Below are 21995 nucleotides of genomic sequence, written 5' to 3'. Positions count from 1 at the left end.
CATGGAATACAGCCTTGCTGACCACTGATCGATACCCAGGTCCGTCAGTTTCGCAGCACAAAAGGAAACTCTCATCATGCGCAACCGTTGTTTATCGTCGGCTTTCGCCAAGACCCTGAAGGCACTGGCCGTGGCTGCCCTTGTGATGGGAACGGGTCCGATACTCGCCGCCGAGATCCTGGTGGGCCAGGTCGGCCCCATGTCAGGGCCGGAGGCCGGTCAGGGCCGCGCTTACGCCGCCGGCATGCAATTGCATTTCACCGCCCTGAACAAGGCCGGCGGCATCAACGGCCATAAGTTCACACTCCTGCGCAAGGACGACGGGGGAGCACCCGACGACACAGTCACCTTGACAAAGCAGATGATTGCCGAAGATAGCCCGATGGTCCTGGCCGGTTACTTTGGCGGCAGGAATGTGGCCGGCCTGGTGTCTGCGGGCATCTTGGCAAAAGAGAAGATTGCCCTGGTGGGCTACCGCACTTCGGAGATTCAGCCGGACGTTCCCTACCTGTATAGCGTGCGGGCAGGCCTGCGCGACGAGATTTCCAAACTCATTGAGCATTTGGCCACCATCGGGATCAAGCGCCTGGGGTTTTTCCATGAGGCTGGGCCGGGCTCGACTTCGGTCATCGCCGCGGCCGAGGATGCGGCCAGGAAAGCCGGGGCGACTATTGAGGGACGCGGCTCTTACGTCGCAAACACGGTCAACGTCACTGACGCCGTGGACACTTTCATGAACATGCAGCCGCAAGCGATCATCATGGTTTCCAGCGGGGCTGCCGCGGCCGGCTTTATTGAGAAGTACCGTATCGCTGGCGGCGCGGCCCAACTGCTTGCGCATTCGGGCGCCGACATCGAGCAACTCTCCAAACGGCTGTCTCCGGAGCAGATGCAAGGTGTGGCTATCGCCCAGGTGACGCCGAGTCCGTACAGGGTCTCCAACCCGCTTGTCAAGGAATTTACCGACATTGCAGTCAAGGCGCGTAACCTGGAAGTGCCTGTGAGCTACGCCATGATGGAGGGCTACATCGCCGCTCGCGTCATTTCCGAGGTGATACGCCGCCAAGGCAGCAGGCCCAGCCGCGAAGGGACCGTTCTAGCCTTGGACGGCATGAGCAATTTTGACCTTGGTGGTTATGTGATCAGCTTTAAACCTGGACAGCACTCCGGCTCCAGCTTCGTCGAGTTATCCATCGTCACCAGTGCTGGAAGGATTCGTCAATAGCTCAAATCATTTGCCATTGGTCAGTTGGGTCATAGCAGCCCCCGGCGATTTACATATTCCGCCGGTACTGCCCACCCACCTCAAACAGCGCATTGGTGATCTGCCCCAGCGAGCAGACGCGCACCGCGTCCATCAGTACTTCGAAGACATTGAGGTTTTCGATCACGGCCTGTTGCAGGCGCTTGAGCATGGCCGGTGATTCGGCGGCGTGGCGGCGGTGGAAGTCGTCCAGGCGCTTGAGCTGGTTTTGTTTTTCTTCCTCGGTGGAGCGGGCCAGCTCGAGCTTGTCCTGCACCGCGTCGCCGTGCGGGTTGCGGAAGGTGTTGACGCCGATGATGGGCAGCTCGCCGGTGTGCTTGAGCATCTCGTAGTGCATGGACTCGTCCTGGATGCGGCCGCGCTGGTAGCCGGTTTCCATGGCACCCAGCACACCGCCGCGCTCGGCGATGCGTTCGAACTCGCTGAGTACCGCTTCCTCGAGCAGTTCGGTAAGTTCTTCGATGATGAAAGCGCCCTGCGAGGGGTTCTCGTTCTTGGCCAGGCCCCATTCGCGGTTGATGATGAGCTGGATCGCCATGGCGCGGCGCACCGATTCCTCGGTCGGTGTGGTGATGGCTTCATCAAACGCGTTGGTGTGCAGCGAGTTGCAGTTGTCGTAAATCGCGATCAGCGCCTGCAGCGTGGTGCGTATGTCGTTGAACTGGATTTCCTGCGCGTGCAGGCTGCGGCCCGAGGTCTGGATGTGGTACTTGAGCTTCTGGCTGCGTTCGTTGGCGCCGTATTTTTCTTTCATGGCCACGGCCCAAATGCGGCGCGCGACGCGCCCCATCACGGTGTACTCCGGGTCCATGCCGTTGCTGAAGAAGAAGCTCAGGTTGGGCGCGAAGTCGTCGATGTGCATGCCGCGCGCCAGATACGCTTCGACAAAGGTGAAACCGTTGGACAGCGTGAAGGCCAGCTGGCTGATGGGGTTGGCGCCGGCTTCGGCGATGTGGTAACCGCTGATGGAGACACTGTAGAAGTTGCGCACCCGGTTGTGCACAAAGTACTGGGCGATGTCGCCCATGACTTTTAGGCTGAACTCGGTCGAGAAGATGCAGGTGTTCTGGCCCTGGTCTTCTTTCAGGATATCGGCCTGCACCGTGCCGCGCACGTTTTCCTGCACCCATTCGCGAATCTTGGCGGCTTCGGTGGCGGTCGGGTCGCGGCCGTTGTCTTTTTTGAACTTGTCGAGGTTCTGGTCGATGGCCGTGTTCATGAACATCGCGAGGATGGTCGGGGCCGGGCCATTGATGGTCATGGAGACCGAGGTCGACGGGTTGCAGAGGTCAAAGCCGTCGTACAGCACCTTCATGTCGTCGAGCGTGGCGATGGACACGCCCGAGTTGCCGACCTTGCCGTAGATGTCGGGGCGCAGCGCCGGGTCGTTGCCGTAGAGCGTGACCGAGTCGAAGGCGGTGGACAGGCGTTTGGCGGCCATGCCTTCGCTGAGCAGTTTGAAGCGGGTGTTGGTGCGGAAGGGGTCGCCCTCGCCGGCGAACATGCGGGTCGGGTCCTCGCCCTCGCGCTTGAAGGCGAAGGTGCCGGCGGTGTAAGGGTAGCTGCCGGGCACGTTGTCCAGCATCAGCCACTTGAGGATTTCGCCGTGGTCTTCGTACTGCGGCAGCGCCACCTTGCGTATGGTGGTGCCCGAGAGCGACTTGGTGGTCAGCGCGGTGCGGATTTCCTTGTCGCGGATTTTCACGACGTATTCGTCGCCGGCATAAGCGGCCTGCATGTCGGGCCACTGGGCCAGCAGGGCGCGGGCGTCGGCATCCATGCGCGCCTTGCGGTGGCCGGCCAGGTCCAGCGCGGCTTCGGCGGCCGGTGCGCGGTCAGGCTTGTCGATTTTCAGCATGGCGGCAGCGGCCTTGAGCTGCTGCACCTCGCGCGCGAGCTGGGCCTGGGCGCGGGCACGCTTTTTGTAGCCGCGCACGGTGTCGCTGATCTCGGCCAGGTAGCGCGTGCGCGCGGCCGGCACCACGGGTGTCTGGTTGGTGCTGTGGCGCACGCCGGCCGCGGGCAGTACGCCGCTCTCAAGCGCCAGGCCCAGCGCGGCCAGGCGCGGCTTGAGGGCCTGGTAGAGCGCGGTCACGCCGTCGTCATTAAAGCGCGCGGCCATGGTGCCGAAGACCGGCATTTTGTCGGCCGGCGTGCTCCAGGCTTCCTTGTTGCGCTGCACCTGTTTGGAAACATCGCGCAAGGCGTCGAGCGAACCTTTGCGGTCGAACTTGTTGATGGCGATGAACTCGGCGAAGTCCAGCATGTCGATTTTTTCGAGCTGGCTGGCTGCGCCGAACTCGGGCGTCATCACATACATGGGCACATCCACATGCGGCACGATGGCTGCGTCGCCCTGGCCGATGCCCGAGGTCTCGACCACGATCAAATCAAAGCCTGCACATTTGCAGGCGGCGATCACGTCGGGCAAGGCCTGGCTGATTTCGGAGCCGAAGTCGCGCGTGGCCAGGGAGCGCATGAACACGCGCTGGCCGCTGTCGGCGTTCTTTTGCCCGGCTGCGGGCACGGTCCACGGGTTGATGGCGTTCATGCGGATGCGGTCGCCGAGCAGGGCGCCGCCGCTTTTGCGGCGCGAGGGGTCGATGCTGATGACGGCCACGCGCAGCTTGTCGTTCTGGTCCAGGCGCAGGCGGCGTATCAGCTCATCGGTCAGAGAGGACTTGCCGGCGCCGCCGGTGCCGGTGATGCCCAACACGGGAATCTTGCGGGTGGCGGCTTGCGTACGTACCTTGTCAACCAAGGCGGCATCGGCCTTGCCATTCTCAAGCGCAGTGATCAGCTGGGCCAGCGCCCGCCAGTTCATCTCGCCATGGCCTTCAATGGCCTTGACGGTTTTGGGTGCGAAGCCGGTCAGGTCCTTGTCGCAGCGCATGACCATCTCGCCGATCATGCCGGCCAGGCCCATTTTCTGGCCGTCTTCGGGGCTGTAGATGCGGGTGACGCCGTAGGCATGCAGCTCGCGAATCTCGGGCGGCACGATGACGCCGCCGCCGCCGCCGAAAACCTGGATGTGCTCGCCGCCGCGGCTTTTGAGCAGGTCGACCATGTACTTGAAGTACTCGACATGCCCGCCCTGGTAGGAGCTGATGGCGATGCCCTGGGCGTCTTCCTGCAGGGCGGCGGTCACGACCTCGTCGACGCTGCGGTTGTGGCCCAGGTGGATGACCTCGGCGCCCATGCTTTGCAGGATGCGCCGCATGATGTTAATGGCCGCGTCATGGCCGTCAAACAGGCTGGCCGCCGTGATGAAGCGCACCTTGTGCGTGGGGCGGTAGCTGGCGAGCGCTTTGTATTCAGCGGACATGTCGGTCATGGTTGTCTCCGGGCGGTGGCGGGTCGGCGCCCCACTCACTGTAGTTGACGTTTACGTAAACGTCAATCTTACTCCGTAAGCGGGGGCTGTTCAAGCGCTCACCCCCGGGCAGGGATTGAGCGCCCCGGGGGCCGAGGCCAGGCGGTCAGCCGCCGCCGTACAGGAACTTGGGCAGCCAGAGCGTCATGCCCGGCCAGATGTACATGAAGACCATGCACAGGATCACGATCAGCATGTAGGGCATCATGCCGGCGAAGATCTGGTTCAGGGTCACATGGGAAGGCGAAACGCCTTTGAGGTAGAAGGCGCTCATCGCGACCGGCGGCGACAGGAAGGCCGCCTGCAGGTTCACAAAAACCAGCACGCCCCACAGGATGGGATCGATCTGGAAATGCTGCAGCAGCGGCAGGAAGATGGGCACGAAGATCACGATGATTTCGGTCCATTCGAGCGGCCAGCCCAGGACGAAGATGATGGCCTGCGACACCAGCAGGAACTGCAGCGGCGTGAGTTCCATCGACAGCACCCATCTTTCGATCACGGCCTGCCCGCCCAGCAGGGCGAATACGGCCGAAAACAGCGCCGAGCCGACAAACAGCCAGCACACCATGGAGGTGGTCTTGGCGGTCAGGAAAACCGCCTCCTTGATGCGCTGGAAATTCAGGGTCTTGGCGTGCCAGGCCATCAGGAAGGCGCCCGCCGCGCCGACCGCCGCGGATTCGGTGGCCGTCGTGATGCCGAACAGGATCACCGCCAGCACGACGAAGGTGAGTATGGCCAGCGGCATGACGGAAGACACCAGCAGGCGCAGGATCTCGAACTGCTCCGCGTCGAACTTCCAGTAATACCAGGCCAGCAGCAGCAAGGTGACGGCGCAGGCGATCCAGAAGCCGGTGAAGAAGACCTCGGGAACGGCGGCGGTGTGCGGCCCCTCGGCCGCCGGGTCGCCGAACTGCTGCATGGGCTCGTCCTTGGCCGGGCCGGCGGCCGGCTCGCCGACGGCGCCGGGCGGGGCCGACAGCTCCTGCAGGCCGCTGGTTTCGGTCGGCGGTTCCTGCACGCCGCCGGCGGGCGGCGGCGCCTGGGCCGCCTCGGCGCCGGGGGCTTCCTGCAGGCCGGTACCGGTGCCTGCCGCCGCAGGCGCCTGGGCCCGCTGGGTGACCTGCGCCGCGGCGCTGGCGACGTTGTCCTCCTGGGAATGGATCACCACATACCACCAGACGGCGCCCAGGGTGACGGCGGCCAGCGCCAGCGGCACCAGCGCCAGACCCAGGCTGCGTGCCAGCAGGCCGCGGGTGATCTTCACGCCGTCCACGCCGGCTTTGAGGGCGCGGCCGGGTGAGGCGGTGGCGGCCAGCAATGCGGGCAGCATGCGGCGCGAGTAGGCGCCGGCGACGGCGTGCAGCCAGGCAGGCACTTGCACCTGCTGCTGCTCGGGCGGCAGCTTGGGCGCGATCTTGGGATTGATCAGCACCCAGCCAATGATGTAGACGAGGTACAGCAGGGCCAGGAAGAAGCCGGGGAACATGGCGGCGGCGTACAGCTTGACCACCGACTGGCCCGCGACGGCGGCGTAGACGATGATCATCACCGAGGGCGGGATCAGGATGCCCAGCGTGCCGCCGGCGGTGATCACGCCGGCGGCCAGCCGGGTGTCGTAGCCGGCGTTGAGCATGGGCCGCATGGCGATCACGCCCATCAGCACCACGACCGCGCCCACCAGGCCGCTGGCGATGCCCCAGAAAGTGCAGATGATCAGCGTGGTGACGGCCAGCGAGCCCGGCACGCTGCGAAAGGCCAGCTGCACGCTGTGGAACATCTTGTCCACCAGCGCGCCGCGCTCCATCACATACCCCATCAGCACGAACAGCGGGATGGATAACAGGGTTTCATTGGTCATGGCCCCGAAGGCGCGCTGCACCATGAGGTCGAAGATCTTGTTGTCCAGCCAGTGCGCCGACGGGTCGTAGAAAGCGACGAAGCCGAACATGATGCCCAGGCCCATCAGGGTGAAGGCAGTGGGAAAGCCCAGCATGATCACGACCACGATCAGGCAGAGCATGGTCATGCCGAGTGCTGCGTTGCTCATCATTTATCCCTTCATTCCTTTGGATTTTTCGATGGCAAGCTGCTTGGCGTCCTCGTCGACGAATTCGCTGCCGGCCAGCTGCTGGGCCACCACGTCGGCCTCCTCGGCGTCCCTGAGCCGGGGCGTCCATGCGCCGGTCCTGAGGCAGACCACGCAGCGGATCATCTCGGCGATTCCCTGCATCAGCACGATGGCGCCGGCCAGCGGGATCACGAACTTGAAGGGATACAGCGGGATCGGGTCGGCGTTGAAGGTCTGCTCATGGATGGACCACGAGTCGTTGAAATAGGTCCAGCCGGCCCAGGTCAGCGCGGCGATGCCGGGCAGGAAGAACAGGACGTAGAGCACCAGGTCCAGCAGGGCCTGGGTGCGCGGCTTCATGTTGCCGTACAGGAAGTCTCCGCGCACATGGCCGTCATGGGCCAGGGTGTAGGCCCCGCCCATCATGAACAGCGTGCCGTAGAGCATGTTGTTGGCATCGAAGATCCAGGCTGTCGGGGCGTTGAGCGCGTAGCGCTTGAAGACCTCGGCGCAGACCAGCAGCATCAGCACCACGATGAGCCAGGCAAAGGCCTTGCCCACCCAGGTGCTGATGGCGTCGGCAGTGTGCAGGAGACGTTGAACGTTCATGGCGGTTCCGGTGGCGTGCGGTGACAAAGAAAAGCAGCCATCCAGGTGGAACCGGATGGCTGCTGTGCTTCAGGCTCAGACTCGAGCGCTGGCGGTCAGGCTTTCTTGCCGGAGAAATAATGGTTGTAGGCCATCTTGAAGTCGACGGAGTAGTCGTTGTGCCAGGATACGGCCCGCTGGGCGAACGCCTTTTGCGAATCCAGCACCTTCTGGAACAGCGGGTTCTCGCCGGCTTTTTTGGCAATGGTCTTGTCCCAGGCGTCCAGCTGGGCGCGCAGCACGGCGTCCGAGGTCTTGTAGAACTTGATCCCCTGCTTCTTCATCTCGATGTAGTCGCTGGAGTTGCGGTCTATCATCTTCCAGCTCATGTCGGCGCTGGCCGCCTGCACCGCATAGTCGATGATGGCCTTGAGTTCGGCCGGCAAGGTGTTGTATTTGGTTTTGTTGAACAGGATCTCGAACTGCTCGCCGCTTTGGTGAAAGCTCTGCAGCATGCAGTTTTTCACCACGTCCGGAAAACCCAGGACCCGGTCGGAGGAGGCGTTGTTGAATTCGGCCGCGTCGATCAGGCCGCGGTCCAGCGCCGGTACGATTTCGCCGCCGGGCAGGGGGTTGACCGCAGCACCCATCAGCGTGAACATGTCCACAGCCAGGCCTACGGTGCGGTACTTCAGGCCCTTGAGGTCATCGGCCTTGGCGATGGGTTTTTTGAACCAGCCCAGCGGCTGGGTGGTCATGGGGCCATAGAGGTAGGACACCACGTCCATGTTGATGGCCTTGTAGATTTCCTCGAGCAGGGCCTTGCCGCCGCCGTAGTTGTGCCAGGCCAGCACCATGTTGGAATCCATGCCGAAGCCGGGGCCTGAGCCCCACAGGGCCAGTGCTGAATTTTTACCGTAGTGGTAGGCCACCACGCCGTGGCCGCCGTCCAGCGTGCCCTTGTTCACGGCTTCGAGCAACTGGAAGGCCGGCACGACAGCGCCGGAGGGCAGCACCTCTATCTTGAGGCGGCCGCCGGCCATGTCGTTGACTTTTTTCGCGAAGTCGTTGGCGAATTCGTGGAAGATGTCCTTGGCCGGCCAGGTGCTCTGGAAGCGAAAGGAGGTTGTCTGCGCCATGGCGACCATGGGGGCGGACAGGGCGCCGGCGGCAATCGCGGCGCCTTTCAGCAGGCCGCGCCTGCGGGGGCTTTTGCTCTCGGTCATGACTGTCTCCTGTTGTTGGAAAACATACGAACACTAAGAACACTCATCATTCCGCCTTGCCCAAAGCTTACAAAGAGGGTTTCCACCAACGGGGGCGGCGATCGGCCTTTTGATTACCCCCGATACGGGTGAAACTGTTTTTGCAGTCCGGGCGGGAATCGCGCGGCGGCTTTCAACCTCAGCGGATTTTCACGCTCTTGAGCGCGGGATCGCCGGGGGGAAAGCGCAGGCCCAGCTGCACCAGCGTGGCGCGGACCACGGTGGCGATCATCAGGTTGCGGTGGGTCTTGGAGTCGGCGGGCACCACGGTCCACGGCGCCCAGGGCGTGCTGGTGGCGCGAAGCAGGTCCTCGTAAGCCTGCTGGTACTGCTTCCACTGCTTGCGCGCCTCCAGATCGTCGATGTTGAACTTCCACTGTTTGGTCGGGTCGTCCAGCCGCGCCTGCAGGCGGTCACGCTGCTCGTTGCGGCTGATATGCAGCATGAACTTCAGGACCACGGTGCCGGTCTGCGCAAGCAGGCGCTCGAAGTCGTTGATGTGGCGGTAGCGCTGGGCGGTCTGCGCCGGCGTGATCCAGCCCTTGACGGGCGGCACCAGGACGTCCTCATAGTGGCTGCGGTTGAAAAGGGTGATCTCGCCGGCGGCCGGCACTTGCTGGTGGATGCGCCACAGGTAATCGTGGGCACGCTCCGCCTCGTTGGGCGCGCGCCAGCTCACGGTGTGCACGCCCAGCGGGCTGATGCGGCCGAACACACCGCGCAGGGTGCCGTCCTTGCCGGCGGTGTCGGTGCCCTGCAGGATGACCAGCAGCTTGAAGCGCTTGTCGGCGTAGAACAGGTTCTGCAGCTCGTCGAGTTCCGCCGCCAGGGTCTCGACCAGGGCCTTGTCGCGCTGCTTGTCGCCGCTGGAAAAGGGCTTGGCCGTGGGGTCCAGGTCGGCCAGCGCCCAGGGCTTGCCGGCTTCTTTGCCGGACGGCGGCTGGCCGTCCGTGCCGGTTGGCGGTGGCTGCCATCGGGCCAGCAGCCTGGCCAAGGCCTTGAGGTCCGCCTTACCGGCCGCGGTGTCGGGAAAAAGAGGCGGGTCTGTGCGGGTGGTCGGCATCGATGTCTCCGGTAGGCGGTGGGCGGGCTTGCCGCTGTGATTGTGCATGCCGCGCTTTCTCCCTGCTGTTGCCGCGGGCCGCGGCCCGGGAATAAACTTGCCTGGGCGCTTTCACTTTTCTGCTTCTTCTTTTTCTTTTCTTTTCTTTTTTTCTTCCTCCTTCCTTTTCTTTATATGACAGGCAATGACATGACAAGCTCTACCGCAGCGAACGCCTGCTCCCCGCTTCAGGTCCGGCCGGCCGCCGGCTATGCCGGGGACATCCCCGCGCGCCTGGCGTTTGAATGGATGCAGTCGGGCGAGGCTGTGCTGGTGGACGTGCGCACCGACGCCGAGCGCGAATGGGTCGGTTATGTGCCCGGCGCCGTGCCGCTGGCCTGGAAGCAATGGCCGGGCATGGCCATGAATGCGGGCTTTGATGAGGGGCTGAAAGCGGCCGTGCCCACCGGCAAGAAAGCCGTGCTGCTATGCCGCAGCGGCGTGCGTTCAGTGGCGGCCGCCAAACGCGCGGCGGAGCTGGGCCTGGAGGCCTACAACATCCTGGAGGGCTTTGAGGGCGACGCCGACGAAAAGGGACAGCGCGGCCACAAGGGCGGCTGGCGTCTGCAGGGCCTGCCGTGGAAGCAGGGGTAAAAAATTAAATACCCGAAATATCCCGGCTCCATGGGGGATCCGTACCTTTCGTAACTTCGCCATGTAAGGAAATAGGTGAGAGTCCGGAAAAAATGAAGTGAATAGTTCACATTACTTTTGCTGAAATTTGGTGTATTAGCGTGACCCCTGTTAGTTCTGACAGGGGATAACACGTATCAATTTGTTTGAGCGCTTTCAATGGGGGTTCCTCTTTCTAACGGAGCTCCCCCATGCAAGTACTCGAACGCGAAATTCCATCCGCCGTCAAGGCGCCTATCAATCCCGCCCTGGGGGCCCAGCTGAGCCAGCGCATCGCGCGCGACTTCAAGCCGCGCTGGGACCAGCAATGGGGCGGGAAATTCATGCTCCATGGCCGCACGCCCGACTCCAATGCCATACGCCTGGACGGCAACGACTACCTGAGTATTACGGGGCATCCGCAGATCGTGCATGCCCAGGTCGAGTCCTTGCGCAAGGCGCAGGAGTTCGTGGTGCAGTCCGGCGTCTTCCACCTGAACCAGCATCCCACGCATGCCCTGGAGACGGCCCTGGCCGCCTGGGTCGGCAAGGACGACGGCTTCATTTGCCAGTCGGGCTACGCGGCCAACGTCGGCCTGCTGCAGGCGATTGCCGACGCGCAGACGCCGGTCTACCTGGACACCCTGGCCCATGCCTCGCTGTGGGAGGGCGCCCATGCGGCACGCGCGCCGGCCTTCGCCTTCCGCCACAACGACCCGGCCCACCTGGCGCGCATGATCGCCCGCAACGGTCCCGGCATTGTGGTGGTGGATTCGGTCTACAGCACCACCGGCGCTGTCAGCCCGCTGGTGGAAATAGTGGACGTGGCCGAGGCCCACGGTTGCATGATGCTGGTCGACGAGTCGCATTCGCTGGGCACGCACGGCCCCCAGGGCGCGGGACTGTGCGCCGAACTGGGCTTGACCGACCGGGTGCACTTCATCACCGCCAGCCTGGCCAAGGCCTTCGCGGGCCGCGCGGGCTTTTTCACCGCGCCGGCCCACATGCGCTACTACATCCTGTGTTCGAGTTTTCCCAACATCTTCAGCTCCAGCCTGCTGCCGCATGAGATCGCCGGCCTGGCCGCCACCCTGGAACTGATTCGGGACAGCGATGACGCGCGCAAGCGCCTGCACGCGAACACGCGCCGGCTACGCGCCTCGCTGAGCGAGCTCGGTTATCCGATCCACCAGGGCAGCCAGCAGATCATCGCGCTGGAAGTCGGCTCGGAAAGCGACACCATGGTGCTGCGCGACCGGCTGGAAGAGCGCAATGTGTTTTCCTCGATGTTCTGCGCGCCGGCTACCAGCGCCAAGCGCGCCATGATGCGCATGACGCTGAACGCCGGCCTGATGGAGTCGGAACTGGACCACGTGGAAGCCGTGGCCCGCGAGATCGCGCCCATCGTCAAGCCCTGGGACTGGCCGATCGCGCGGCGCGCCCGAGCCGGCCAGGCCGAGGCATGAGTGCGCAGCCGGATGGCGCGCAGGCTAGTCCTGCAGCTGGCGCTCGCCCGAGGTGGCGATAAAACGCTCGTGGCTGGTCATGAAGCCCGGGCTGAAGGTCTCACCCACGTTGAACAGCGCGGCGTGCAGCACGGTTGCGCCCGAGGCGATGGTGAAGGCCTGGCGCGGCTGCGGCTTCTGGCCGGCGCCCAGCGCCAGCTGCAGTTCGAGGTCTATGAGTTTTTTGCCCGCGGCTACGTCCTGCACGGTGGCCGTGTCCCAACCCTGGGATTCGGCGATTTCCGCGAGTTCGCGCAGGTTGGCCGCCGGCTCCAGCTGCAGCCAGCTGGCGCTGCCCTTGCGGTCCAGCGCCAGCACGCCGAAAGGCGCGCCTATCACCACATGCTCTATCCAGCCCTGGCGCAGCGCCAGGTTTTCCAGCTCCTGGGCGATCGTGGGCTCGCACAGCAGGGCGTGCTGCTCGCGCGACAGCGTGGAGCGCCAGGTCTGCTGGTGCCTCCCGTCGGGCTGTCGCAGCAACGCCTGGATGGCGTCGGTCAGGCGCAGCCGGATTTCGGGGGACTGTTTGGGAATGAACTGTTCGATCAGCCCGCGGTTGAAGGCCGAGACGGCGAGTTGCTCGTCGGCGCGCCCGGTCAGCAGCACGCGCGCGCCGGACCAGCCCGTCAGCTCGCTGAGCACCCGCAGCCCGCTCATCGCCGGCATCGAGTAATCGACCACGCAGACCTGCGTGAGCGCAAAGCGCGCCGAGCCGTCTTCGCGCCAGTATTGCAGGATCTGCGGGATCAGGGCCGCGCCTTCGCGCCAGCGGTTGATGATCTCCTGCTGGCGCCAGGCGTCCGCTTCCCAGCGTGCCGGCTCCTTGAGCAGCAGGTCTATGCAGGCCACTGGCCGCAGGAACAGGCGCACATACCAGTCCAGCGGCATGACCTCGGCCAGCATTTCGAGGTAGTCCGGGTCGTCGTCCAGAAAGACCACGCCTCCCGGTCGGCGGTAGAGTGCAAAGGACATGTTTGTCGTTTTAGGGTGGGTTGTCAAAAGCAGTCGTACAAAGTCGCAAACAGGCTTTCAGGGGCATCAGGACGCCATGGGCAGTTCAATGGTAAAAACGGCGCCCACGGCAAACTCGGATTTCACATGAATGTTGCCGCCTGCACTTTGTACCACTTGCTGGCAAAACGCCAAACCCAGACCGTGGCCTGTGCCACGGTTGCTGGAGAAAAAAGGTTTAAAAATCTGCGGCAGCAAGGCCGCGTCTATGCCCATGCCTTCGTCCGCCACGATAATGCGGCCGCGCTGCTGCGAGTGGCCCACCTCGATGCGCAGCGCTCCGGCCGGGTATTTCGAGTCGGCCGCCATCAGGGAGTGCAGGGCGTTTTTGATCAGGTTGTCCAGCACCTGGGAAAACTGGGTGGCGGAAGAACGGAAACTGAAATCGTCATGAATGATGACCTTGACACAGTCGCGCTGGCGGCTCGACTGGTAAGGATAAGCCACCACAACGTCCTGCACCACCTTGCTGGCCCAGACCCGCTCGGTGTAGCGCGGCAGCTGCAGCAGCTTGGCGTTGGCGATCTGGGTGTCGATCTGGTGGTTCATGTTGCGCACCAGGGCGTGCAGGCGCAGCGCCAGTTTGTCCAGCTGCTGCGCGCGCGGGTTGTCGGGCTGGCGTTGCACCTCCAGCTGGATCGCGTCGCCCAGCAGCGCCGCCGTCGACAGCGGCGTGCGAAGTTCATGGGCCATGATGCCTATAGTGGTCAGCGTGCTGGAGAGTTGCTCCCGCCGCAGGTTGGCCGAGGACAGGTTGAGCACCAGCGCGATCGACCAGGCAAAGGCGAACACCACGGCATGGACGGCGCGCTGCTCGGGCGGCAGCAAGGGAACCGCGGGCCCGATGGCCATGAAGGCCCCGAAGGCCAGCAGGCCCCCCGTGATGGTGCCCAGCGTGGCCAGGCGCCAGTCGGTCACGTGGTAGTAGATCAGCACCATGGCCGCCATGGTGGCCAGCCACACCGTGCTGCCGCTGTTGCACAGGTACATCCAGCTGAACAGCACCGGCAGTTCCACCCAGAACACCAGGCCGAACACCCTTTGCGCCAGGCGGCTGCTCGGGTCGTGGTTGACGCGCCGCGTCATCAGGCTGTAGCCCAGCAGGCTGGCCATCACGCGCAGGGGCAGGTTTTCATAGGGCTGGGGCAGCCAGGCCGACCAGATCCAGGCGAACAGGGCATTGCCCGAAAAAAAAGAAAGCCCCAGCCACCACAGACGCCGCGGCGATGGATGCAAAATGGGCTCCAGCGGGGCAAGTACCAGCTCCTCGCGCAGCCACTGGAGCAATGGGCGCTGCGCCAGCCACGCGTGGAAGCGGGCGCTCCTCACTTTAAAGATCTCTCCAGCACAACAGGGAACCTGACTGATGATGCATTTGACATGTGACTGTATTGTCCTGGTTCTTTTTCCGTCAAGCTAATGCTATTACCTGCCAACTTTGACAGCGTGAGCCTCGATGGCGTCATCAGCGACTGGCTGTGCGCCCTGCGCGAATTTTCGGTCGAGGCCCTGATGGTGCTGGGCCCCGACCCTTTTGCGGGCCAGGAGGACCGGCTGGTGCTGGCCATCCACCCGCCGCGCCTGCTCGAGGCGGCCGAGGCCCTGGCCGAAAGCCGCGACTTCGGCGCTCCCTGGCGCGACTCCGACGCGCCCCTGGTGGCCTGGCAGGATATCTCCAAATCGGCTTTCGAGAGCCTGGGCCGCTGGCGCCGTCTCTGGCTGGCCCACGGCTACCAGAGCGTGGTGCGCATCGCCTTTCCGCTTACCGTGGGCCGCGCCTTCGAGTGCTACCTGTTCAGCCCGCGCCAGTGGCACGACCGCAGCGAGGCAGCCCTGCTGGCCTGGTCGGCGCTCAACATCTGGCCGCTGCTCAAGCGCGCGCTGGCCGAAGCGCGCAGCCCGCTGAGCCCGCGCGAACTCGAATGCCTGAGCCTGGCTTTCCAGGGCATGACGGCGCGTGAAAGCGGCGAGCTGCTGGCCTGCAGCGAGCGCACCGTGAACTTCCACCTCTCCAATGCCATGACCAAGCTCAGGGTCGACAACAAGCTGGCCGCTATCCAGCGCGCCTGTTGGTTTGGCCTCATTTGACCCTGCATTCCCAAAGAAACCCTACTGGAAACCCCTAGGCGGGTAGCCGGGGCGCGGCGCCAAACCTGTTCATAATCCGCCAAATGACCTTCCTAGCGCTTGACGTGGGTAACACCCGCCTGAAATGGGCCCAGTATGAGGCGCCCGCGGCCGGCGCCAAGCTGCTGGCGCAGGGGGCGGTGTTCCTGGAGAACATCGACAGGCTCGCGGAAGAGGAGTGGAACGGCCTGCCCATCCCTTCGCGTATCCTGGGCTGCATCGTCGCCGGCGACGCCATCAAGCGGCGCGTGGCCGAGCAGATGGAGCTCTGGGACGTGGCGCCGCGTTGGGTGGTCTCCAGCCCGCAGGAGGCGGGTGTGAGCAACGGCTACGACCATCCGGCGCGCCTGGGCGCCGACCGCTGGGTCGCCATCATAGGGGCGCGCCACCGCCTGCTGGCGCGCGGCGTGCGCAAGCCCTGCGTGGTCGTCATGGTGGGCACGGCGGTCACCGTCGAGGCCATAGACGCCTCCGGAAAATTCCTGGGCGGCATCATCCTGCCGGGCCACGGCATCATGCTGCGCGCGCTCGAGTCCGGCACGGCCGGCCTGCATGTGCCCACCGGCGAGGTGCGCGATTTCCCCACCAACACCAGCGACGCGCTGACCAGCGGCGGCACCTTCGCGATTGCCGGGGCCGTGCAGCGTATGGTCGAAAACATCACGCGCCACTGCGGCGAGACGCCCGAATGCATCATGACCGGCGGCGCGGGCTGGAAGATGGCGCCCAGCATGTCGGTGAAGTTCGAGCTCGTGGACAGCCTGATTTTTGACGGGCTTCTAGAAATAGCGTCGCGTCGCTTTGCCGCCTAGACTGGCTCACCCCTGTTGAGGCTCACTTCGTGTAGCCTCCTCTCCCCTTGCAGGGGACAGGCGCCTTGCGGCCGGCGAAGCCGGACCGCGGCCCCCGCTTGAATGAGCCGGGCGCTCACTCTCCCCAGGGAAGCATCAAGGTCACTATCGACAGTTTGGCGAACTCCGGCACGAACTCGTCGATGATGCGCTGAGGCTCCGGGCACAGCGTGCTGTCGGTGATCACGCCGAACTGCACGCCGCCGCCGTAGCTCAGGATGGACACACCCAGGCCCATGTCGCCCGACTGCGGCACCCAGAACATGCTTTGCTCCAGCGTGGAGCCGCAGAACTTGAGCTTTTCGCGCGGGCCCGGCACATTGGTCATGACCGCCGTGGTCTTTTTGGCGAACAGGTTAAGCATCATGTCCTGCGCCGGCTTGATGAGCAGGCCCGCCACCGCCAGCAGGCTGAAGGCCAGCAGCGGCTGGTAGCTGCCCTTGAGCGCGGCCATGCGGCGGCGCACCTCGTAGACGCGCTCGATCGGGTTGTCTATGCCTATGGGCAGCACCAGCGGCACCAGGCCGAAGCGGTTGCCCAGCTTGTGCGCCTGGTCCAGCGGCCGCAAATTTACAGGCACCATGGCGCGGATTTCCTGGCCCGCCACGTCGTCGCCGAAGGTTTTCAGGTACTCGCCCAGGGCGCCGGCCACGCAGCTCAGCAGCACGTCGTTGATCGAACAGTTGAGCGCCTTGCCCACGGCCTTGACCTCGTCCAGCGGAATCGGCTGGCACCAGGCCACTTTTTTCGCGCCGCCGGGCTTGCCCTTGAGCCGGGTCTTGGAGTCGTCGGGCATCAGGGCCAGCGCGGCCGAGTCGGACAGCAACTGGAACAGCACCTTGGCCATGTCGAAGGAGCCGCTCACGCCCTGCTCCATGCCTTTTTTCGGATCGCCCAGCATGCCCAGCGAGCGCGCCGCGCCCTCGCCCACGGCGCCCAACGCCTTGACCGTGATGTCGGTAAAGGGCTTGAGCAGGGTGTCGGTAATCCAGTCTTCCGGGCCCGCGGCGGCGGCTTTCTTGCGCCGCTCGGGCGGCGGCGCGCCGCCGTCGACCAGCGACATGGTCACCGAAATCAGCGCGATGCCGTCGGCGATGCAGTGGTGGATGCGCACGATCATGGCGCTGCCCTTGACGCCGTCGGGCCCGGTGTAGTCCTCGACCAGGTGGATCTGCCACAGCGGGCGTTTCGGGTCCAGGCGCTGGGTGGCCAGCTCGGCCACACGGTCCTGCAGGGCCTGCTCCTGGTTGGCCGATTTCGGCAGCTTCTCCGCCACCACATGATTGGCCAGGTCGAAATTGCGGTCCATCACCCAGGTGGCGCCGGCCGCGTCTTCCATCACGCGCTGCTTGAAGCGGTCGTATTTGAGCAGGCTGTTTTCAATGCGTTCGCAGACCGCCGCGTGCTTGACGCCGGGCGCCAGCTGCCACACGCCCACGATCATCATGAGGTTGGCATCGTTGTCCATGCGCAGCCAGGCCGTGTCGACCTTGCTCATGCGTTCCCCCGAAATGCCCAGGGTTCCCGAGACGGCCCGCTTGACGTTCTTCTGGACGTTTTTTGCCACTTTCCGGCCGGCGGCCTGGGCGGTAACGCGTGTAACCATGAGCACTCCCGATGCAAAACTGCTGCGAATCCACCCCGGATGGGGTAACTTCCCTATTTTGCAAGGAACGGCCTCGCTAAGATACCGGGCAGTTACCCCAAGCACCTCATTGGTGACCCACTTCTAAAAACGGAGATTCCCTCATGTCAGACCTGAAAGCCGCCTTCGACAAAGCCATTGCCGATTCGAAAAACCTCAGCGAGCGTCCTGACAACGCCACGCTGTTGAAGATTTACGCGCTCTACAAGCAAGGCAGCAGCGGCGACAACAACGACAAGAAGCCCGGCTTCGGCGACATGGTCGCGCGCGCCAAGTGGGACGCCTGGAATAGTCTCAAGGGCACTTCGCAGGAAGATGCCATGCAGCAGTACATTGATCTGATTGCTGATTTGAGCTGATCTCCTCCTCCTTCCTCTTCTTGGTTCAGCTGGCCGGGTCTCGCCCCGGCGGGCGAGGCACTTTTCTTTGCTTCGCCAAAGAAAAGTACCCAAAAGAAAGGCGACCCGCAGTCTGGGTCCCTCCGCTTCGCTACGGGCAACCTGCGGTGCTCGACTACGGCGGGGTCTCGCGCAAACTCGCCTTCGGCTCAGACAAGCGCGATCCCTGATCCGCCTACGTCTGCGCTCCTCGGCCCAGCCAGGACGGGGCAATCGGGAACCAAATACCGAAATACCAAGAAGACAAATACAAACAAGGACACGCCATGGCGTGTCCTTGTTTCTTCAAGTATTTGGTATTCCGGCCCCCACCCCTTGTGTATGCGCCGAGGAGCGGAGGTTCAGGCGGATAAGGGATCGCGTTGTCTGAGCGAAGCGCAGCGTAGCGAGTTTAGCGAGACCCCGCCTGAACCGAGCACCGCAGGTTGCCCCGTAGCGCAGCGAAGGGGACGCAGACACCAGGGTCGCCTTTTCTTTTGCTTACTTTTCTTTTGGCGAAGCAAAAGAAAAGTGAGTTGCCGCCGGGCAACCCCCGGCCAGCAGAACTTAGCAAGAGAACCGAGGAGATAAGAGAGCAGAGAGGCACGCCCGCCGGAGCAAGACCCGGCCGCCAACCTCAATCCGCTTTGATGTTGGCAAGCTTCACAATCCGCCCCCACATCTTCCGTTCGCTGTCGCCCAGCGCGCCCAGCTCGGCACCACTCATGACCACAGCCTTGGCCCCTTGCTCTTCGGCGCGTTTTTTGAAGTTCTCCGACTCCACCACCTGCCTGATCGCCAGCGAGAGCCGGCTTTGCAGGTCGGCAGGCAAGCCCGTGGGCCCATAGACCGCGAACCACGACGAGGCCACCAGCGGCACGCCGGCCTCGGTGGCGGTCGGCACATTGGGCACGGCGGCCAGGCGGCTGCGGCCGGTCACCATCAGCGCCTTGAGTTTGCCCGCGCGTATGTGCGGCAGCAGCGGTGGCGGCGTGGTGATGGTGAAGTCCACCGTGCCGGCCAGCAGGTCGGTCAGCGCCGGACCGGTGCCGCGGTAGGGGATGTGCACCATGAAGGTTTTGGTCAGGTCCTTGAGCAGCTCGGTGGTCACGTGCTGCAGCGAGCCGTTGCCGCTGGAGGCGTAGTTGACCTTGCCCGGATTGGCTTTGACGTACGTGAGGAAGTCCGCGAAGTTGTCGGCCGGGAAATTGCCGCGCACCACCAGCAGCTGCGGCGCATCGATCAAATGGCCCAGGGGCTTGAGGTTGGTCGCGGGGTCAAAGCCCGGCACCGGCTGGATCAGCGGCGTAATGCACTGGTAGCCCGAGTACTGCACCAGCAGGTTGCTGCCGTCGGCCGGGCCGCGCGCCACCAGCTGGCCGGCGATGTTGCCGTTGCCGCCGCCCCGGTTGTCCACGACCACCGAGGTCTGCAAAATCTTGCCCAGCGGCTCGGCCAGCATGCGCGCCGCGATGTCGGTGGTGCCGCCGGCCGCCGTGGGCACCACCAGCGTGATGGGCTTGCCGGCGAACTGCGCGCGCACCGGATTCAGCCAGGCGGCGCTGCTGAGCCCGGCAACGGTCAGCAGTGTTCTGCGGGAAATGAAAGCCATGGTTTTGTCTCCAGTCGTAGTAGTTTTAGGATGGCCTTGTCAGGCGGGTTCGGAAATTTCGATAAGGTTCAGGTCCGGGTCGCGCACATAGACCGAACGGATTTTTTGAGTGGCACCCGTGCGCAGCACGGGGCCTTCGATCACGGGCCAGCGCTCGCGCTCAAGGCGGGCCATCACCTCGGCAAGGGGAACACTGGCCAGAAAGCACAGGTCCAGCGCGCCCGGCACCGGTAAATGGGCCTTGGGCTCGAACTCATGTCCTTTGACGTGCAGGTTGATCTTCTGCTGGCCGAATTTGAAAGCCTTGCGCTCCACGGGCGGGGTGCCACCGGTAAAGGTTTCCAGTGCCATGCCCAGCACGCAGGTGTAAAAGTCCACGCAGGCTTTCTCGTCATTCGTGGTCAGTACCAGGTGGTCAAGGTGGCCGATCATCTGGACGCCTCCCGCAGTGCTGCCACATAAGGCGGCGGCGCATGCAGGTCGGTAATGCGGCCGGCCTTGGCGACCTGGCCGGGCACCTCATGGCCGACGATGGCCGGCATCTGCCTGGCCACCTCCAGCAGCCTGGGGATGTTGATGCCGGTGTCATAGCCCATGGCGTCCAGCATGTGGATGGCGTCCTCGCTGCTGAGGTTGCCGCTGGCGCCGGGCGCATAGGGGCAGCCGCCCAGGCCGCCCAGCGATCCGTCAAAGCGCGTGATGCCGCCCTGCACCGCGGCCAGCACATTGGCCAGGCCCATGCCGCGCGTGTTGTGAAAGTGCAGGGTCAGTTGCAGGCCGGGAAAGCGCTGCTGCAGCACTTGCACCATGCGAGCGACCTGGGCCGGGTGCGCCATGCCCGTGGTGTCGCAAATCGTGAGGCCGCGCATGCGGTCTGCGCCAAAGGCCGCAAAGCGATCGGCCCAGCGCAGCACTTCTTCCTCGGCCACGTCGCCCTCCATCGGGCAGCCGAAGCAGCAGGACAGGGACACATTGATGGCCGTGCGACCGTCCACATGGCGAATCACGTCGGACAGCGCGGCAAAACTTTTCTCGCGCGGCATGCGCAGGTTGGCCAGGTTGTGGGTTTCTGAAACCGACATCACGAGGTTGAGCTCATCGGCGCGCGACTCCAGCGCGCGTTCGGCACCGCGCAGGTTGGGCACCAGCACCGTGTATTCCACGCCGGGTGCGCGGCGTATGCGGCCCATCACTTCCTCAGCGTCGCGCAGCATGGGAATGGCCTTGGGCGAGGTGAAGGAGGTCACCTCGATCTTGGCGTAGCCGCAGTCGCTGAGCGCATCGACCAGTGCGATTTTGGCGTCGGTCGGGACAAATTCGGGCTCGATCTGGAAGCCGTCACGCGTGGCGACCTCGTTAAAGTGGATTCGTTTTTTCATGATGCGTCCGCGTCCTTTCCGGCCACGATGCCTTTGTCCTTGAGCGCCTGGATCTGCGCGGCTGAAAGGCCCATCTCCCGCAGCACCGAGTCGGTGTCCTGCCCCACCTGCGGTGCATTGCGGCGGTGGCCGCCCGGCGTGCGCGAAAGCTTGGGCACGATGCCGGGCACGGCCAGCAGGCTGCCGTCGTCCATGCGCACCTCGTCGAGCATGCCGCGCGCCCGGTAGTGCGGGTCGGCGGCGATGTCGGCCACGGTGTAGATGCGGCCCGCCGGCACGGAGACCTTGTCGAGCGCCGCCAGCACCTCGTCCACCGTGAGGCCGGCGGTCCATTGGCCTATGGCCGCGTCGATTTCCTCCACGCGGGCCACGCGGCCGGCGTTGTCGGCCAGCGCCGGGTCGTTGCCCAGATCACCCCGGCCTATGGTGGCCATCAAGCGCTTGAAAATGCTGTCGCCGTTGCCCGCCACCAGCGCGTAGCCGCCATCCTTGCACAGGTAGGCATTGCTGGGCGCGATACCGGGCAGGGCGCTGCCGGCCGCGCCGCGCACCGCGCCGAAAGCGCTGTACTCGGGCAGCAGGCTTTCCATGCAATTGAAAACCGCTTCATACAGTGCGACGTCGATCACCTGGCCCTTGCCGGAGCGCTGGCGTTCCTGCATGGCCAGCAGGATGCCGATCACGCCGTGCAGCGCGGCCAGCGTGTCGCCTATGCTCACGCCTACACGCACCGGCACGCGGCCCGGCTCGGCCGTTAGGTGGCGCAGGCCGCTCATGGCCTCGGCCACTACGCCGAAGCCCGGTTTGTCGCGGTAGGGGCCGGTCTGGCCGTAGCCGCTGATGCGCAGCATGATGAGGCGCGGGTTCAGTGCCAGCAGCGCGTCAGGCCCCAGGCCCCAGCCCTCCATGGCGCCGGGGCGGAAGTTTTCGATCAGCACGTCGGCGTCAAGCGCCAGCCGGTGCACGATGTCCTGCGCCTCGGGGCTTTTGAGGTCCAGCGCCACCGAGCGCTTGTTGCGCGACTGCACCTGCCACCAGACCGAGGTGCCGTCCTTGAGCAAACGCCATTTGCGCAGCGGGTCGCCCGCGCCAGGGGTTTCGATCTTGATGATGTCTGCGCCGAAGTCCGCCAGCGTCTTGGCGGCGAAGGGCCCGGCGATCAGCTGGCCCAGTTCCAATACTTTGAGACCGGCGAGCGGGCCGGGGGCGGCGG

The 21995-nt window shown here is 64.4% G+C and carries 18 protein-coding genes; 6 read left to right on the top strand and 12 right to left on the bottom strand.

Annotated features, from left to right (window positions below; translation table 11 throughout):
* The first annotated feature begins 76 nt into the window (after positions 1–76).
* Positions 77–1225 (top strand): ABC transporter substrate-binding protein, encoded by a 1149-nt coding sequence (locus ACEN8I_RS19660; protein ID WP_413330285.1) that lies wholly within the window; start codon positions 77–79, stop codon positions 1223–1225.
* A gap of 49 nt (positions 1226–1274) precedes the next feature.
* Here the strand turns inward: ACEN8I_RS19660 and icmF are convergent, their stop codons facing one another.
* The 5 genes from icmF to ACEN8I_RS19635 all read right to left on the bottom strand — a co-directional run bounded on the left by icmF (position 1275) and on the right by ACEN8I_RS19635 (position 9624).
* The gene (gene icmF, locus ACEN8I_RS19655) at positions 1275–4598 is read right to left on the bottom strand and encodes a fused isobutyryl-CoA mutase/GTPase IcmF (protein WP_413330283.1); all 3324 of its coding nucleotides are present in this window, start codon (positions 4596–4598) and stop codon (positions 1275–1277) included.
* A 145-nt stretch (positions 4599–4743) separates the two neighbouring features.
* Positions 4744–6687 carry a TRAP transporter large permease gene (locus ACEN8I_RS19650; RefSeq protein WP_413330281.1) on the bottom strand — a complete coding sequence of 648 codons (1944 nt, stop codon included), beginning with the start codon at positions 6685–6687 and terminating at the stop codon, positions 4744–4746.
* Between the two features lie 3 nt (positions 6688–6690).
* The gene (locus ACEN8I_RS19645) at positions 6691–7317 is read right to left on the bottom strand and encodes a TRAP transporter small permease subunit (protein ID WP_413330279.1); all 627 of its coding nucleotides are present in this window, start codon (positions 7315–7317) and stop codon (positions 6691–6693) included.
* A 95-nt stretch (positions 7318–7412) separates the two neighbouring features.
* Positions 7413–8522 (bottom strand): TRAP transporter substrate-binding protein, encoded by a 1110-nt coding sequence (locus ACEN8I_RS19640; protein WP_413330276.1) that lies wholly within the window; start codon positions 8520–8522, stop codon positions 7413–7415.
* Between the two features lie 178 nt (positions 8523–8700).
* The gene (locus tag ACEN8I_RS19635) at positions 8701–9624 is read right to left on the bottom strand and encodes a PPK2 family polyphosphate kinase (RefSeq protein WP_413330274.1); all 924 of its coding nucleotides are present in this window, start codon (positions 9622–9624) and stop codon (positions 8701–8703) included.
* Positions 9625–9813: 189 nt separating this feature from the next.
* Between ACEN8I_RS19635 and ACEN8I_RS19630 the strand changes: the two genes are divergently transcribed.
* Together ACEN8I_RS19630 and cqsA are read left to right on the top strand one after the other, a co-directional pair.
* Complete coding sequence (locus ACEN8I_RS19630) at positions 9814–10257, top strand: rhodanese-like domain-containing protein (RefSeq protein WP_413330272.1); 444 nt, start codon at positions 9814–9816, stop codon at positions 10255–10257.
* A 230-nt stretch (positions 10258–10487) separates the two neighbouring features.
* Positions 10488–11741 (top strand): alpha-hydroxyketone-type quorum-sensing autoinducer synthase, encoded by a 1254-nt coding sequence (cqsA, locus tag ACEN8I_RS19625; RefSeq protein ID WP_413330270.1) that lies wholly within the window; start codon positions 10488–10490, stop codon positions 11739–11741.
* A 24-nt stretch (positions 11742–11765) separates the two neighbouring features.
* Here the strand turns inward: cqsA and ACEN8I_RS19620 are convergent, their stop codons facing one another.
* Both ACEN8I_RS19620 and ACEN8I_RS19615 read right to left on the bottom strand, forming a co-directional pair.
* Positions 11766–12752, bottom strand: a complete 987-nt coding sequence (locus ACEN8I_RS19620) for a response regulator (RefSeq protein WP_413330268.1) — start codon at positions 12750–12752, stop codon at positions 11766–11768.
* Between the two features lie 66 nt (positions 12753–12818).
* Entirely contained in the window at positions 12819–14120 is a 1302-nt protein-coding gene (locus ACEN8I_RS19615) for a sensor histidine kinase (RefSeq protein WP_413330266.1), read from the bottom strand.
* A gap of 90 nt (positions 14121–14210) precedes the next feature.
* Between ACEN8I_RS19615 and ACEN8I_RS19610 the strand changes: the two genes are divergently transcribed.
* Positions 14211–14879 (top strand): helix-turn-helix transcriptional regulator, encoded by a 669-nt coding sequence (locus tag ACEN8I_RS19610; protein WP_074575918.1) that lies wholly within the window; start codon positions 14211–14213, stop codon positions 14877–14879.
* Between the two features lie 83 nt (positions 14880–14962).
* The gene (locus tag ACEN8I_RS19605) at positions 14963–15730 is read left to right on the top strand and encodes a type III pantothenate kinase (RefSeq protein WP_413330264.1); all 768 of its coding nucleotides are present in this window, start codon (positions 14963–14965) and stop codon (positions 15728–15730) included.
* A gap of 115 nt (positions 15731–15845) precedes the next feature.
* On the opposite strand, the gene ACEN8I_RS19600 is transcribed toward ACEN8I_RS19605, so the two are convergent.
* Complete coding sequence (locus tag ACEN8I_RS19600) at positions 15846–17375, bottom strand: wax ester/triacylglycerol synthase family O-acyltransferase (protein ID WP_413330262.1); 1530 nt, start codon at positions 17373–17375, stop codon at positions 15846–15848.
* Positions 17376–17518: 143 nt separating this feature from the next.
* Between ACEN8I_RS19600 and ACEN8I_RS19595 the strand changes: the two genes are divergently transcribed.
* Positions 17519–17773 (top strand): acyl-CoA-binding protein, encoded by a 255-nt coding sequence (locus ACEN8I_RS19595; protein WP_413330260.1) that lies wholly within the window; start codon positions 17519–17521, stop codon positions 17771–17773.
* Positions 17774–18428: 655 nt separating this feature from the next.
* On the opposite strand, the gene ACEN8I_RS19590 is transcribed toward ACEN8I_RS19595, so the two are convergent.
* From ACEN8I_RS19590 to ACEN8I_RS19575, 4 genes are all read right to left on the bottom strand, one after another.
* The gene (locus tag ACEN8I_RS19590) at positions 18429–19403 is read right to left on the bottom strand and encodes a Bug family tripartite tricarboxylate transporter substrate binding protein (protein WP_413330258.1); all 975 of its coding nucleotides are present in this window, start codon (positions 19401–19403) and stop codon (positions 18429–18431) included.
* A 39-nt stretch (positions 19404–19442) separates the two neighbouring features.
* Positions 19443–19835 (bottom strand): VOC family protein, encoded by a 393-nt coding sequence (locus ACEN8I_RS19585; protein WP_413330256.1) that lies wholly within the window; start codon positions 19833–19835, stop codon positions 19443–19445.
* Entirely contained in the window at positions 19832–20782 is a 951-nt protein-coding gene (locus ACEN8I_RS19580) for a hydroxymethylglutaryl-CoA lyase (RefSeq protein WP_413330254.1), read from the bottom strand. The genes ACEN8I_RS19585 and ACEN8I_RS19580 overlap by 4 nt, the downstream gene beginning before the upstream one ends.
* Positions 20779–21995: CaiB/BaiF CoA transferase family protein (locus ACEN8I_RS19575; RefSeq protein ID WP_413330252.1), on the bottom strand; the 1217-nt coding region annotated here is incomplete at its 5' end. The genes ACEN8I_RS19575 and ACEN8I_RS19580, both read right to left, overlap by 4 nt.

Source organism: Polaromonas sp. CT11-55 (assembly GCF_047303325.1).
Classification (GTDB): domain Bacteria; phylum Pseudomonadota; class Gammaproteobacteria; order Burkholderiales; family Burkholderiaceae_C; genus Polaromonas.
Note: the sequence above shows the minus strand (reverse complement) of the source record. Positions and strands in the feature narration are given on the sequence as shown.

Bases quoted from the DNA above. Each gene is read 5' to 3' on its own strand.
- ACEN8I_RS19610 (WP_074575918.1), top strand. From the start codon at position 14,211: ATGCTATTACCTGCCAACTTTGACAGCGTGAGCCTCGATGGCGTCATC.
- ACEN8I_RS19585 (WP_413330256.1), bottom strand. From the start codon at position 19,835: ATGATCGGCCACCTTGACCACCTGGTACTGACCACGAATGACGAGAAA.
- ACEN8I_RS19590 (WP_413330258.1), bottom strand. From the start codon at position 19,403: ATGGCTTTCATTTCCCGCAGAACACTGCTGACCGTTGCCGGGCTCAGC.
- ACEN8I_RS19650 (WP_413330281.1), bottom strand. From the start codon at position 6,687: ATGAGCAACGCAGCACTCGGCATGACCATGCTCTGCCTGATCGTGGTC.
- cqsA (WP_413330270.1), top strand. From the start codon at position 10,488: ATGCAAGTACTCGAACGCGAAATTCCATCCGCCGTCAAGGCGCCTATC.
- ACEN8I_RS19660 (WP_413330285.1), top strand. From the start codon at position 77: ATGCGCAACCGTTGTTTATCGTCGGCTTTCGCCAAGACCCTGAAGGCA.
- ACEN8I_RS19600 (WP_413330262.1), bottom strand. From the start codon at position 17,375: ATGGTTACACGCGTTACCGCCCAGGCCGCCGGCCGGAAAGTGGCAAAA.
- ACEN8I_RS19605 (WP_413330264.1), top strand. From the start codon at position 14,963: ATGACCTTCCTAGCGCTTGACGTGGGTAACACCCGCCTGAAATGGGCC.
- icmF (WP_413330283.1), bottom strand. From the start codon at position 4,598: ATGACCGACATGTCCGCTGAATACAAAGCGCTCGCCAGCTACCGCCCC.
- ACEN8I_RS19580 (WP_413330254.1), bottom strand. From the start codon at position 20,782: ATGAAAAAACGAATCCACTTTAACGAGGTCGCCACGCGTGACGGCTTC.
- ACEN8I_RS19595 (WP_413330260.1), top strand. From the start codon at position 17,519: ATGTCAGACCTGAAAGCCGCCTTCGACAAAGCCATTGCCGATTCGAAA.
- ACEN8I_RS19640 (WP_413330276.1), bottom strand. From the start codon at position 8,522: ATGACCGAGAGCAAAAGCCCCCGCAGGCGCGGCCTGCTGAAAGGCGCC.
- ACEN8I_RS19645 (WP_413330279.1), bottom strand. From the start codon at position 7,317: ATGAACGTTCAACGTCTCCTGCACACTGCCGACGCCATCAGCACCTGG.
- ACEN8I_RS19620 (WP_413330268.1), bottom strand. From the start codon at position 12,752: ATGTCCTTTGCACTCTACCGCCGACCGGGAGGCGTGGTCTTTCTGGAC.
- ACEN8I_RS19630 (WP_413330272.1), top strand. From the start codon at position 9,814: ATGACAAGCTCTACCGCAGCGAACGCCTGCTCCCCGCTTCAGGTCCGG.
- ACEN8I_RS19635 (WP_413330274.1), bottom strand. From the start codon at position 9,624: ATGCCGACCACCCGCACAGACCCGCCTCTTTTTCCCGACACCGCGGCC.